Below are 13,360 nucleotides of genomic sequence, written 5' to 3'. Positions count from 1 at the left end.
ATGATAATCTAATGAACGCTAAGGAAAATTCCCGAATTTCGTTTAACCATCAGGCTGCCGTTTACGATACGACTCGATATGGAGCCCATGCGAGGAGACTGTATCGCTCGATATTGGAACGAGTAGTCTCGTTACAGGGAATAAGTAGTTTGTTGGATGTAGGGTGTGGAACTGGAGAGATGCTCTATTTGATTCGCTCCAGATGTCCGGCCATGAATTTGTATGGTATTGATATATCGGAAAAGATGCTCGATACAGCCCGTTCGAATTTGGGAGAAAAGGCCAGCTTGTTTTGGGGCGATGCTGAATATCTTCCATTTGATGATGGCGTTTTTGACCTGTTGATATGCAACGATTCATTTCATCACTATCCTGCTCCGGCAAAAGCCCTTTCGGAGTTCCGTCGGGTGCTGAGGCCTGAAGGCCGTCTGTTGATAAGCGACTATCACGTCGGTTTCCCATTGAGGCAGTTGATGAACCTGTTTATTCGCTTTGGACGTGATGGAGACGTTCGCATATATTCCAGAAAAGAGATTGTTCATCTGTTGAGCGAAGCTTCGTTTGGCGACATATCGTACGAATCGGTCCATACGACGGGTTGTATTGTCATGGGGAGGAAGACGGAATAGCAAGTTTCACGCGCCTGTACCATTGTGTAACTATACTACATGCCTGGAATAATGTTGGACAGTAATCTATATTTCGAAACCATGCGGCTGGTGCTTCGCCGTTGGAGCGAAGCCGACGCACCGTCGCTCTATCGCTATGCCTGCGATCCGGCGGTGGGGCCTGTGGCCGGATGGCCTCCTCATACCTCGGTAGAAAACAGTCGGGAGATTATCCGCAGTGTGCTCTCGGCTCCAGAGACCTATGCCGTAGTGCTCAAGGCTACAGGTGAGCCGGTGGGGAGTGTGGGCATCATGTTTGGCGATGGAGTGCACAGTGCCGCCATGGAGGCTGCTGATGCCGAAATCGGCTACTGGATAGGTCGTCCCTATTGGGGACAGGGACTTATCCCCGAGGCAGTGCGCTTTCTGTTGCACCGCTGTTTCGAGACCCTGGGGATACGGCGGGTGTGGTGTGGCTATTACGAGGGTAATATGAAATCGCGCCGGGTGATGGAGAAGTGTGGGTTTACTTACCACCATACCGAGACGGGAAAAGTCTCTCCGTTGGGCGATGTGCGTACCGAGCATTTTATGCAAATCACTGCGGAAGAGTGGTATAGACGGATAGAATAGAAACAGATAGTTATGACCGAATTGCGCCAGATACCCAATGTAGGGAAACGGACCGAGCAAGACCTCTTGGCCATGGGATATACCTCGATAGAGTCGTTGCGCGGGAAGAGCGGAGAGGAGTTGTATGTCGAGGAGTGCCGCTTGCGAGGTTGCACCATCGACCGTTGTCAGCTTTATCTCTACCGGGCCGTATCTTATTTTGTCAATACCGAGCACCCCGACAGGAACAAATGCAAATGGTGGCTGTGGAAAGATGAGGTGGCCAACCCTTCGCCTTGTGGCGCGGTATGTGCCGAGTGCGGTAATTATCCGGCATCGTGCCGGGGATGTCGGGCCATCGAGGGGCAGGTCTTTTGGTTGTCGTATACCGGCGACGACGAGTGCCCCGTCTACCGCTGTTGCCGGGAGCAGGGGCGGGCAAATTGCGGGGGTTGTCCCGAATTGCCTTGCCGGCGTTTCACCAAAGACCCCACGATTAGCGACGAAGAGAACGAAGCCCACCTGAAGCGTATGGTCGAACGGTTGAACAGGACGGTACGGAACGACCGGCCGGTTTTGAAATAGCATTTGCTTTGAGAGAGGCAGTTATATAAAGGGGAACGGCCCCGACGCACGATTGGCGTCGGGGCCGTTTGTTTAGGGTTATAGTTGAAATTTAGAATACCTCGGTGACGATGCGGATGTCGCTGCGATCGGCAAATTGCAGGGTGAACCAGATTTTGCCCTCGCTGTTCACCTTTTCGATGGTGGCGGTGCAGCTCTCGTACTGTACCGGGTCGTTGTGGCTTTCGCGGGTGGCCACAATGGCGTTGCTCAGGGAGCCCTTTTGGGTGAAGTCGCCCTCGGCCGAGAAGCGCAGCAGTTTGCCCGTCTCGGGGTAGAGGAAGGCGTAGGAGCGAGTGGTGGCGCTGGCTGTCGAGCCGGTGATGTCGAGACCCGGTTCGCAGCTCACCTGCAGACCGGCAGTCTTTTCGGTCTCGAGCGAGGAGCCCGTCCACGACTCCACGCGAGGGGTAGAGTTGATGGTGAAGCCTATCTGGTAGGCATTGGCCGTGATGGTAAAGGTGTAGTTGCGGCTTTCGCCCGAGTCGAGTACCACCGTGAGCAGGGCCTTGCCCTCCTTGAGTGCGGTGACCGTGAGCACATTGCTCGACCGGGTGTAGTCGATAATGGGGTTGTCGGTCGTCAGGGTATAGGTGGTCGACTTGGGCAGTTTGAAGGCTACCGACTCATCTACCCGCAGGTTGAACGCGGTTTGTTGACTCTCTTCTTTCTCCTCCTTGCAGCCGCAGAGCAGCGACAGGGCTATCAGGGAGGCTACGATATAACGGATATATTGCTCTATTTTCATAATCGGTTCCATTTAGGGTTATTCGACAATTTGTACACGCATCTTGCCTCGCGAGGCCGAGGTGGTGAACTGGACCGTATGGAGCCCCGGCGTAAGGTTGGCGGGGTTGAATTGGGTGGCCTTTTGTCCGTCGATGGTCCATTCGACCGCCACATCGGTGTTCAGTTGCAGGGTCACGGGGCTGTCGCTCTTTTTGTAGGACGATTTCAACCCCACAATCTCGAGATAGGTGATTTGCGACGAGAGTACCGAGCCCGAAAGGGCGATGTCGGTAGCCGACTCGAGGTCGTCGCTCGTGAGGCGCAGCGTGGCGTTGTGTGCCCCGGTAGTCTGGGGCGAGAAGGTGACGGTGAGGTTGATGCCCGTCGTGTTGAGCGCATCGGCTGCAAACGAGGTCGAGGCTATGGTAAATTCGCCGCGATCGTCGTTGAGAATCTGGGCTGTGACGGGCGAGGTAAGGTTGCGCCCCTTGAGGTAAACCTCGGCATGTTTCGAGGTGCCGTCGGCAATGTAGCCAAAGTCGATGCGGTTGCTCGATACGGTGATGGCCGGGGTTGAGGTCTGTCCGCCCGAGAAGCTGAACTCATAGTCGATCGAGTCGCCCCAGATGTACTCCACCAGATTGGGGTAGTCGATGTAGGGGTTGCGGTTGCCCTGGAAACTGTAGACGGCATTGTTGCGGTCGATCTCCTTCTGGCTCACGGGGTCCTGTCGGTGCCACTTCAGCAGCAGGGTCTGGCCGTAGGCATTGAGGGTGGGGTAGGCGTTCTGGGCAAACATGGTGTTGGCCAGGGATTGCCAGGTGTAGTTTTGGTAGCAGGTGACAAAGTAGAGATACATGCGGGCGAAATCGCCTTTGTACTCGTCGGCCGGCTCGAACAGGTTGGTGGCCTTGCCGTTGGCGTAGCCGGTGCCTATCTTGCTCACGCCGTTGTCGAACGAGGGGGTAACCACCTCGCCCAGTGCGTAGTTGCTCTTGGCCGAGTTGGCGCTGGCATCGGCCGGAACCAGGTGGTGCAGGTCGTAGCTGGCATCGTACTGGTAGGGATAGCCCGGCGTTGTATCGTCGTAGTTGCTGTCGCCCCACCAGCTTTTGGGCACACTGTGCTCGATGTTCATCCCTTTGGCGGCTCCGCTCGAGAAGCTGTAGGTGTTGTTGGAATACATGTCCCACACTTTACCGTTGGGCCTTACGTCGCTCTGCTTGAATACGGTCCAGGTGCAGGCCCCGTCGTAGTTGCGCGAGCCATAGGCGATGCGGGTGTGGTTCTTGAGCAGGTTGTACAGCTCGGTCTTCAGTTCGGCACCGCTCTTCCCCTCGAGGGTATTGGGGTAGTAGTCCCGGGGCATGTCGGCCATCAGCGAGAAGCAGGCGGCGCATAGGGCGGTGATAATCATTACATATCGTCTCTTCATACTCTCTTTATAAAAGGGCCACAAAGGTAGTGAGAATGACTCGATTTGCCAAGTCATTCGCCGCTTTTAGGTTTTCTTATGGTTTCGGGGGAGCGGTCGGGGCCGGCTATTTTGAATGCGGTGCAACGATTTTTGGCACTGTCGTCTATGAATATTGTCGCAAAAGTGATACCTTTGTACGCTAACGAATATTCGAAAAAAGAGTTTCTGATGGTAAAAAACGAAGAGTCGAAAAGTATCGTGCAGTTTGCCATGGAGTGGGGCGTGTATATGGGGCTCTACTTTGTGGTCAAGTTTGTTTTCGAGGTGTGTAGCATGGACTCCTTTTTCTGTAATGCAGTCTCTCTGCTCATGCTGTTGTGTATCCCCGTAGTGGTTTATTATGCCATGCGCAAGTACGACGTGATGAGCGGGACGAAGGCTTATTTCGCCCAACTGTGGATGATGGGTATCATGCTCTTTTTCTTCACGTCGCTCATCAGCAGTCTGGCCCAGTATATCTATTATGTCTATATCAACCCCGAGTACATCAAGATTCAGTTCCAGTCGGCTGTCGAGCTGATGGAGGCTCTGAATCTGATGGCCAAGGACCCCTCGTTGCTCGATGCAATGAAGGAGGGGCTCGAGAAGGGCAACGTGCCCACGCCGATGTCGGTGGTGGTAGAGCGCATGTGGGTGAATCTGTTTTTCGGGTCGTTGCTGTCGGCTGCGATAGCGTGGCTCGTGAAACTGCGTGCAAAGTCAAATCATACAAAACAATAGGAATATGGATATTTCGGTAATCGTACCTTTGTATAACGAGGCCGAATCGCTGCCCGAGCTGACAGCGTGGATCGAGCGGGTAATGGCCGCCAACAAGTTTTCATACGAAATCTGGTTTATCAACGACGGCAGTACCGACAACTCGTGGCAGGTCATCGAGTCGCTGCGCGAGAAGAACCCCTGCATCAAGGGGGTGAAGTTCCGTCGCAACTATGGCAAGTCGCCGGCGCTCTATACCGGTTTCCTGCGGGCCGAGGGCGATGTGGTCATCACCATGGATGCCGATTTGCAGGACAGCCCCGACGAGATACCCGAACTCTACCGCATGATTACGGTCGACGGTTACGACCTGGTGTCGGGGTGGAAAAAGAAACGCTACGACCCGCTCTCCAAAACCATACCCACCAAACTCTTCAACGCCACGGCCCGCAAGGTGTCGGGCATCAGGAATCTGCACGACTTCAACTGCGGATTGAAGGCCTACAAGAAGGAGGTGGTGAAGAATATCGAGGTCTACGGCGACATGCACCGCTATATACCCTACCTAGCCAAGAATGCCGGGTATGACAAGATAGGCGAGAAGGTGGTCCATCACCAGGCCCGCAAATATGGCAAGACCAAGTTCGGGATCGACCGGTTTGTAAACGGTTATCTCGACCTCATTACCCTGTGGTTCTTCTCTCGCTTCGGGGTGAAACCCATGCACTTCTTCGGGTTGCTGGGCAGCCTGATGTTTGTGTTGGGCTTTATCGCCGTGATTGTGGTGGGGGCCAACAAGCTCTATTGCCTGTACAGCGGGTTGCCCTATCGGTTGGTGACCGACTCGCCCTATTTCTATCTGGCTCTCACGGCCATGATTCTGGGCACCCAGTTGTTCCTGGCCGGTTTTGTGGGCGAATTGATTTCGCGCAACTCGAGTGAACGCAACAACTACCAGATAGAGAGCGAGCTGAAATAAAATCGAATCTGTCGAAACTCTTTGAATAGTATGAACGAAAATAAATATCCCGATTTGCTTGCGTTGGTGAAGGCCCGCAAGTCGGTGCGCGCCTTTGCTCCGGCCAAGGTCGAACGTGCCAAACTCGAATATATGCTCGAAGCCGCCCGGCTGGCACCGTCGGCCGTGAATTTTCAACCGTGGTGCTTTGTGGTGGTGCGCGAGGCCGAGCAGCTGAAGGCGCTGTACGAGTGCTACCCGCGCGAATGGTTTGCGGCGGCTCCGGCCTGCATCGTGGTGTGCGGCAATCACGAGGCTTCGTGGAAACGGGCCTCCGACGGCAAGGACTTCTGCGATGTCGACGTCGCCATTGCTACCGAGCATCTGGCCCTGGCTGCCGTTGAGCAGGGGCTGGGCACCTGCTGGGTGTGCAACTTCGACGTAGCCCGTTGTCGCGAGGTGTTGAATCTGCCCCCCTCGTGGGAACCCGTTGTCCTCCTGCCCGTAGGCTATCCGGCCGATACCACCGAGACGGAGCGGAAGCGTAAACCGTTTAACGATGTGGTGAAATGGGAGCGCTTCTGAGAAGATCCCGGGCCGCCTGGTGGCTGTGGCTGTGTGGCTGCGCGCTGCTGTTGGGCAGTTGCGGCAGCGACGGTTGTGTGGAAAACCGCAACAGCATACCGCGGGCTCAGTTCTATGCCTACAATATCAACGAGCAGGCCCTGGCCATCGACTCGATTTCGATATACGGGATTGGGCAGCCCAACGATTCGATGCTGCTCGACTCGGCCGTCGCGGTCAGTCAGGTCTATCTGCCGTTGCGCTTTACCCAGGACTCCACGCAATATGTCATTCGCTATTTGCAACAGTCGCTCGCGTCGCCCCGCAACAACGACACGCTCACGTTTGTCTATCGGGCCTATCCCTATTTTGCTTCGATCGACTGCGGTGCCATGTATAACTTCAGCATCGAGACTTGTCGCTATACCCGCCATGTGCTCGATTCGGTAGCCGTAATCGTGCACGAGATAACCAACGACGACGTAGAGAGCGTGCGCCTGTATTATACCGTTCAAACCCCCGAACCCGATGAGGAGTAAACTGTTCATATTGTTCCTGCTGGTGGCCCTGACGTCGGTGGCCCAACGTCGCATTACGCCGGTCGACCCTACGGCCCGGCGCGATACGGTTGCGACTACGCAACCCGACAGTGTGGTGGCCCCCGAGCCCGAGGAGCCCAAAATCAAGGGGTATATCTATCCTCTCTTCAACGGCTTGACGGTGAATGTAAATATACTCGACGGGGTGACCAAACTCTTCGGTCAGAGTTACGGCAACTACGAGATAGCGGCCGAGCTCGACCTGCATAATCGATTCTTCCCGGTGTGGGAGATTGGGTTGGGCTATGCCGACAATACCCCCGAGGAGCTGAATTTCACCTATCGCACCAAGCCATCGCTCTACAACCGCATAGGCATGAACTACAACTTCGGTTACAACAAGGAGGAGATGAGCTTCTTCTACATCGGTGTGCGATATGGATTTTCGTTCTTTACCTACGACATCGACAACATCACGATGGAGTCGTCGTACTGGGAAGAGACCGAGCAACTGAGCATGACCGGGCAGAAGTCGTGGGCCCATTGGGGCGAACTGTTGGGCGGTTTGCGTGTTCAGGTCTATAAGAACTTCTATATGGGTTGGACCGTGCGCTACCGCATGATGTTCAGCTACAAGAAGAATGCCGATTCTCAGCCTTGGTTTATCCCGGGCTTCGGTCCCGAGGGTTCGCCCTTTGGGTTTACCTATACGGTAGGGTATCGCTTCTCGTTCGGTAAGAAGGATAAGAGCAAGAAGAGTGAAGCCCAGCCGGTTGTAGAATGAAAAAGTGATTGTTATGTTGGAGTCTGTCGAAAATTCGTTGCATGCCGTAGCCGGTCTCATGTTCGATACCACCGAGATAGGGTATACCTTGATTTATGTGATTTTGATCGTACTCATTGCCGTGGTGTGCGATGTGGTTTGCAAGCTGCTCATCAACAAACTGTTGTTGCCGGTTATTCGCCGTACCAAGTTCGAATGGGACGACCATCTGTACGACAAGAAGGTGGTGGCCCGGTTGGCAGCCTTGGCGCCGGCCTTTATCCTCTATGCCTTTTTGCCTTCGGCATTCGAGCCGGAGGGTAGCTGGTATGTATTGACCGAACGCATCTGCAAGGTCTATATCATTGCGCTGATACTCCGTTTCCTGAACGGCATGCTCAATGCCTTTCTCGACATCTTCAACGAGAAGGAGGAGCTGCGCCACTACCCCATCAAGGGCGGTATTCAGACGTTGCAAGTGATACTCTTCTCAATTGGATTTATCAGTATCGTGGGTACCATCATCGACGAGTCGCCTGCCCGGTTGTTTGCCGGATTGGGAGCCTCGGCAGCCGTACTCATGTTGATATTCAAAGATACGATTCTGGGCTTTGTGGCCGGTATACAGCTGTCGGCCAACAACATGCTGCACAAGGGCGACTGGATTACCGCCCCGGCGCATAATGCCAACGGTATCGTGCAGGACGTTACCCTCAACACGGTGAAGGTGAGAAACTTCGACAACACGACCACGACCATACCCCCTTATGCGTTGGTTTCGGGTTCGTTCACCAACTGGCGCAGCATGTTCGAGAGTGGCGGCCGCCGCATCACGCGGCAGATTCTGCTCGATGTGAACAGTATTACCTTTCTCGATGAGGAGGAGCTTCACCAGTTCGAGTCCAATTTCCTCATTGGCGAGTTCGTATCGCAGCGGTTGCAGGCCATTGCCGATGCCCGTGCGGCCGGTAACCGGTTTCTGGTCGAGGAGTTGCGAGTCACCAATACCCTGCTCTTCAGGGTCTATCTCGAGAACTATATCCGGCAGATGGGAAAGTCGAACCCCGATATGCTCTACATGGTGCGCTATCTGCCCATGGCCGAGAAGGGATTGCCCGTAGAGCTCTATCTCTTTTCGTCGGAAAAGGTGTGGAAAATCTACGAAGGCATAGCCGCCGACCTTATGGACCATACCCTGGGCATCACTCGTGAGTTCGGGCTGCGTATCTATCAGTCGCCCGGCAGTTACGATTTTCAGTCGCTCAAAGATCGGTTGTCGTGACCGAATATTTTTGCTCTTCGTTTTGGGTGCGGAATAAATAGTCATCCGCACGCTTCCTTTTTTGTCGATCGAAAGGTGTACGATCAACTGTGACCAATCTGTTTTCGTAGTGCAGGTCCTATTTATTTGGTCTTGTGCTGGTGCTATGCCGCTTGGCGAGTCAAGAAGTGAAGGGAGAATGAGCATTTATTAACGCTTGAATGGCTAATATTTGTTTTGTTATGTATCTATATGTTAATTAGAGGAAGAATTCTTAATGGGAATTAGGGCGTATACCTATTCTTTCTTATATTTATCCAAGGAAAAAGTGCTTATATTCATATTCTTGTGGTGCTATGATTTCTAAACGTGTCATTAAGGCTTTGTATAAGAAGTATTCGAGCCCGCCTAAAACCTTATCCGATTTGAATCTCGATGAGTTTATGACTCTTTGCGGGACGCTGTATGGCGTTACGTTGACCGACGATTCCCTTACGTTTGCACAGATGAGCGACGACAACCCCTTTCGCACGATTCTGTTGCGAAACATTTACGGGATCGAAAAGTTTGAATATCATGTAGCATTGGTGTCGTCGACCTATATTCTGTTTTTCAATCGCGACGAGGTAGATGTAACGGTTCATTTCAAACCCGAGCCTTCGAACGTATTCAAGCGTTTCTACTATTGGATTAAGTATCGGTTTTTCCACGAGACGGGCCGCTGAGGGGACTTGTTCTATTATTGTATGTATTGCTAAAAATGATGGTATTACAATATAAGTATTTAGCGTTTATAACCTATAGTCGTACTGATATTAAATGGGCTAAGTGGTTACAAAAGCGATTGGAAACCTATAAATTGCCAAACTATATTAAGCGAGGTAATCCTGGGGCTACATTAACACCTATTTTTACGGATGTAAATGAGTTGTCTTCGGGACTCTTGTCTGATACACTTCAAAAATCATTAGAGAAGTCAAAATTTTTAATTGTAATTTGTTCTCCTAATTCTGCGAAATCACATTGGGTAAATTGTGAAGTACAGAAATTTATAGATTTAGGCCGTTCTAATCATATTATACCTTTTATAGTAGATTATGGCGCAGATAAAGAGTATCTTCCTGAAGCTCTGCGTTATAATGAAATACTCGGAATTGATGCCAAGATGGAAGGTCGTGAAGCAGCCTTTATAAGAGTGTTAGCAAGACTTCTTGATATTGATTTTAATGTGCTGTGGAAGAGACAGAGATTGAGTTCCCCATTCAAAATTATTTCTTCCCCTTTTATATATTTAGGTAATTTAATTAGAAAAATCTTAGAAACGCCGTTGGAAATTGACGCATTAGATAGATATGTACCACAAAGGGATAATACCGATATTTTTATTAGTTATAGGAGAATTGATGGACGTGATGTAGCGAGGACAATAGAACAAGCATTACAAAAAGACCATTATCCAAATGTATTCTTTGATTATACATCCATTCAAGATGGAAAGTTTAATCTGAAAATTATTGATGCGATTTTTTCTTGTAAGGATTTTATTTTGGTTTTGAGTCCTCAGTCTATGAAGAAGTGTCACAAAAAAGGGGATTGGGTAGCCAGGGAAATTAGAACTGCATTGAAATATAAATCGCATATAATTCCTGTTGTTATTGAAAACGGAGAGGGAAATACAGTATGGCGTTGGCCCAAAAACTTTCCTGAAGATTTGAGTGAAATTAAAGATTTAGAGCAATTGCCATTTCAAATGGGAACTTATTTCCGGGCTGCAATGGAAAGGTTGACTAACCGGCTAAGAACTTTAAAATATAATGCCCCTCAGAAACGTACAGATGAAAATTTAGTTTTGGATAGCGCCAATCTTAAAATTAAGTATACAAGGGCTTGTAATGTGTATATAGATGAAGAACTATGTATGAGTATAGAAGAAAATAAATTTACCAAGATTCTTCTAAAAAAGGGAGAATATTTACTCAAGATAACGACATTAGATGATAAAAAAATTTTATTAGAGGAAAAATTGGATCTGTCGAAAGACCGATTGTATACTGATTTTAATTAGATGTGTCTATATAAGTATTTCTAACCTGGGAGAGAGGATTTTCAGTTTGTTTCTGTGTCCCCTTTTTCACTACCTTTGTATAAAATAACTGTATTATGGTTCGAACGATAGAGATTACATTGCCTCACTACGGGCGAGGCTATCACCTGGTAACGCGAGAGATTTTTACCCGCTTGCCCGAGTTGCCGCAAGCCGGTGTGCTCCATCTGTTTATCAAGCATACTTCGGCGGCATTGACCATCAACGAGAATGCCGACCCCGACGTGCGTCGCGATTTCGCTTCGTTTTTCGACAGGGCAGTCCCCGACGGTGCTCCTTACTTCCGCCACATTTGTGAGGGCGACGACGACATGTCGGCCCATATCAAGGCCTCGCTGTTGGGTCCGTCGCTGACGATACCCATTCGCAACGGCCGCCCCGACCTGGGTACCTGGCAGGGTATCTATCTGTGTGAGTTCCGTAACGACGGCGGGGTGTGCCACATTGCCGCCACTATCGTCGAGTAACGGGAGCCGAGCAGGATGTCTCGCCTCTCTTGTGTATAAGAAAAGGGCCGCCTCGCGCGATAGCGAAGCAGCCCTGCAATGCGTTTATACGGTTGCCCTCGGGGGCGAATCGGTTACAGCGTGTAATCGTCGTCCATGTTCAGGTCGGCAAAGCCTTCGTCGTCGAGTTCCGACGGGTCGTAGGTTTCGTCTCCATAGAAATCTTCGTCGAGGTCCGATGTGTTGTTGGCGGAATTCTTCTTCTCCAGTTCCTCGAAGTCCATGGTCTGTTGCGGGGGATTTCCCTCTTTGCGGGTGCAGATGGGGGCATCGAGGTCTTTGCCCGGCTCAATCTCTTTCAACTCCATGAAGAACATGCGGTCGGTCATGTAGTCGAATACGAAAACCAGACGTTGGCCCTCGTCTTCGATCAGCTCGCTCAGCCGGGTCGAGGACATAATCCAGGTATCTTCGTCGGAATCTTTGCCCATGTCTACGAGCGTGATTTCGGTCTTTTTCTCCCAATCGTCGTCACAAATGAAAAACGAGGTCATTTGATCTTTGGTGAAGCCCACCGAGTCGAGTATGGCATCGTGCAAATCGAGAAAGGTGGCATCGGAGTCTATGCAGATTTCCCGTCTGAAATTGTCAACTTCGTCCGAAACAATTCTGAATTTATAGATCATGATGTTGTGTAATTAGGTTCTTTTTTTGGATATGTAAAAGTAGTAAAAAACTTTCGCTTACCAAATAATGCCTGTAAAAATATGGAGGCGACATCTATATTTCGGCAGCTGTCGGCCGTCGAGGGTAGGGCGATACCTATATTTAAAAGAGGCGAGGCATACCGTGTTGATATGCCTCGCTGTTGATATACAAGTCGATAAGCTCTTTCTGGTCGATTAGAAGCACCAGCCTACGCGCAGCGACGGGGTGGCGTGGAAGCCGAAAGAGCTAACCAAATCGGCGGTCGTACCTTTGTCTTCGTTGGTAGTCGAGCCGGTAACTGTGGTGGTAGAACCTCTCTTGGTGTTGAGCGAGTTATAGCCCAAACCGAGTTCGAAGCCCAGGTAGAGACCCTTGCACAGATACACGTCTACACCGGTGAATACATTTACTCCGAATCCCAACCCGGGACGTGAGGTCTCTGTGTAGTTATCGTTTTCGGTATTGTCGGTTTTACTTTTCGAAGCAGAAGCCAACAGCCCTATTTCACCACCTACATAAGGAGAGATTCTCTCGTATTTGGTAAAATGGTACTCAAAACCGGGCATAATCGAGAATGTGGTACGAGTCGTTCTGTCGTATGACTCTTGTTCTTTTTGATTGGCATCATCGTAGAATGTGGTCGTTTTATCGGTAGTCGTGTTCAGTCCCAAGCTCAGGCGGACGGCCATCTTCTCGTTCAAGTGCAGACGCACTTTGGCTCCATACTCGGGCAGAGTAAAGCCCCCATCGGTAGCACCGCCGGGCGAATAGTTCAATTCGGTCGAGACTGTCATGGCTTCGGGCTTGTACTTTTCCTGTGCATTCACACTTGTCAGTACCAGGGCTGCCAAAGCTGCCGCTAAGAAAATCTTTTTCATGGTTTCTTTTTTTCGTTTTTCCTACTCTTTCAATGGTTTTCGGATACCCCATCATATTATTCTACAATATGCAAATGTATTTAAAAGTTTCGAACTGTAAAATTATTTCATTAAAATATTATCGAATTTTAAAATTTTATTCGGAAGATATTGTCGATTTGCAGACGGGCGAAGTGATGTTTATGAGTAGCGGTACGGGAAAAACACTATCAATAAGCGGAATAGCTATGATTGCTGTTTGAGTCTGGTCGATCCTCAAACCGGTGATTTGGGAGTACGATTGACCTTTTAAGGTGAGATAAGAGCCGTTTGCCGATAGACGACAGGGCTGAAAAAACAGAGGCCGACCCCAACATTTTTATGAGGTCGGCCTCTGCCATTGCTTTATCG

General features: G+C 50.5%; 16 protein-coding genes. 12 read left to right on the top strand and 4 right to left on the bottom strand.

The window, feature by feature from the left end; genetic code table 11:
* Positions 1-11: 11 nt before the first annotated feature.
* The 3 genes from ABGT88_RS10225 to ABGT88_RS10215 are packed head-to-tail and all read left to right on the top strand — an operon-like array spanning position 12 to position 1,805.
* Entirely contained in the window at positions 12-629 is a 618-nt protein-coding gene (locus ABGT88_RS10225) for a class I SAM-dependent methyltransferase (protein WP_300131569.1), read from the top strand.
* Positions 630-680: 51 nt separating this feature from the next.
* Positions 681-1,241, top strand: a complete 561-nt coding sequence (locus tag ABGT88_RS10220) for a GNAT family N-acetyltransferase (protein WP_346701930.1) — start codon at positions 681-683, stop codon at positions 1,239-1,241.
* A 12-nt stretch (positions 1,242-1,253) separates the two neighbouring features.
* On the top strand, positions 1,254-1,805 hold the full coding sequence (locus ABGT88_RS10215) for a helix-hairpin-helix domain-containing protein (protein WP_346701928.1): 552 nt from the start codon (positions 1,254-1,256) through the stop codon (positions 1,803-1,805).
* A 91-nt stretch (positions 1,806-1,896) separates the two neighbouring features.
* Here the strand turns inward: ABGT88_RS10215 and ABGT88_RS10210 are convergent, their stop codons facing one another.
* Both ABGT88_RS10210 and ABGT88_RS10205 read right to left on the bottom strand, forming a co-directional pair.
* Positions 1,897-2,592: a hypothetical protein gene (locus ABGT88_RS10210; RefSeq protein WP_346701926.1), complete on the bottom strand. Its 696-nt coding sequence runs from the start codon at positions 2,590-2,592 to the stop codon at positions 1,897-1,899.
* Positions 2,593-2,610: 18 nt separating this feature from the next.
* Positions 2,611-4,008, bottom strand: coding sequence for an endonuclease (locus ABGT88_RS10205; RefSeq protein ID WP_346701924.1), 1,398 nt, complete (start codon positions 4,006-4,008; stop codon positions 2,611-2,613).
* 210 nt (positions 4,009-4,218) lie between these two features.
* Here ABGT88_RS10205 and ABGT88_RS10200 point away from each other — a divergent pair, with 210 nt between their 5' ends.
* The 9 genes from ABGT88_RS10200 (at position 4,219) to ABGT88_RS10160 (ending at position 11,405) form a co-directional block, all read left to right on the top strand.
* Positions 4,219-4,770, top strand: coding sequence for a DUF4199 domain-containing protein (locus tag ABGT88_RS10200; protein WP_298663834.1), 552 nt, complete (start codon positions 4,219-4,221; stop codon positions 4,768-4,770).
* 4 nt (positions 4,771-4,774) lie between these two features.
* Complete coding sequence (locus ABGT88_RS10195; RefSeq protein WP_298663832.1) at positions 4,775-5,728, top strand: glycosyltransferase family 2 protein; 954 nt, start codon at positions 4,775-4,777, stop codon at positions 5,726-5,728.
* A 30-nt stretch (positions 5,729-5,758) separates the two neighbouring features.
* Positions 5,759-6,292, top strand: a complete 534-nt coding sequence (locus ABGT88_RS10190) for a nitroreductase family protein (protein ID WP_346701921.1) — start codon at positions 5,759-5,761, stop codon at positions 6,290-6,292.
* Positions 6,277-6,810 (top strand): DUF6452 family protein, encoded by a 534-nt coding sequence (locus ABGT88_RS10185; RefSeq protein WP_087409200.1) that lies wholly within the window; start codon positions 6,277-6,279, stop codon positions 6,808-6,810. Before ABGT88_RS10190 ends, ABGT88_RS10185 begins: the two co-directional genes overlap by 16 nt.
* A complete protein-coding gene (locus tag ABGT88_RS10180) occupies positions 6,800-7,594 on the top strand; it encodes a DUF6048 family protein (RefSeq protein ID WP_298663830.1) in 795 nt (264 codons plus the stop codon). The genes ABGT88_RS10185 and ABGT88_RS10180 overlap by 11 nt, the downstream gene beginning before the upstream one ends.
* 13 nt (positions 7,595-7,607) lie before the next feature.
* Entirely contained in the window at positions 7,608-8,855 is a 1,248-nt protein-coding gene (locus ABGT88_RS10175) for a mechanosensitive ion channel family protein (RefSeq protein ID WP_087409198.1), read from the top strand.
* 404 nt (positions 8,856-9,259) lie between these two features.
* Entirely contained in the window at positions 9,260-9,559 is a 300-nt protein-coding gene (locus tag ABGT88_RS10170; RefSeq protein ID WP_346701918.1) for a hypothetical protein, read from the top strand.
* A 35-nt stretch (positions 9,560-9,594) separates the two neighbouring features.
* The gene (locus ABGT88_RS10165) at positions 9,595-10,899 is read left to right on the top strand and encodes a toll/interleukin-1 receptor domain-containing protein (protein ID WP_346701916.1); all 1,305 of its coding nucleotides are present in this window, start codon (positions 9,595-9,597) and stop codon (positions 10,897-10,899) included.
* Positions 10,900-10,994: 95 nt separating this feature from the next.
* Entirely contained in the window at positions 10,995-11,405 is a 411-nt protein-coding gene (locus tag ABGT88_RS10160) for a secondary thiamine-phosphate synthase enzyme YjbQ (RefSeq protein WP_346701914.1), read from the top strand.
* Between the two features lie 113 nt (positions 11,406-11,518).
* Here ABGT88_RS10160 and ABGT88_RS10155 read toward each other — a convergent pair whose 3' ends face one another.
* The gene (locus ABGT88_RS10155) at positions 11,519-12,070 is read right to left on the bottom strand and encodes an IS1096 element passenger TnpR family protein (protein ID WP_087409194.1); all 552 of its coding nucleotides are present in this window, start codon (positions 12,068-12,070) and stop codon (positions 11,519-11,521) included.
* 216 nt (positions 12,071-12,286) lie between these two features.
* Positions 12,287-12,970: an outer membrane beta-barrel protein gene (locus ABGT88_RS10150; protein WP_289541280.1), complete on the bottom strand. Its 684-nt coding sequence runs from the start codon at positions 12,968-12,970 to the stop codon at positions 12,287-12,289.
* Between the last annotated feature and the right edge of the window lie 390 nt (positions 12,971-13,360).

Origin of the sequence: Barnesiella sp. An22, from assembly GCF_963931395.1 — a bacterium.
Taxonomy (GTDB): domain Bacteria; phylum Bacteroidota; class Bacteroidia; order Bacteroidales; family Barnesiellaceae; genus Barnesiella; species Barnesiella merdigallinarum.
Note: the sequence above shows the minus strand (reverse complement) of the source record. Positions and strands in the feature narration are given on the sequence as shown.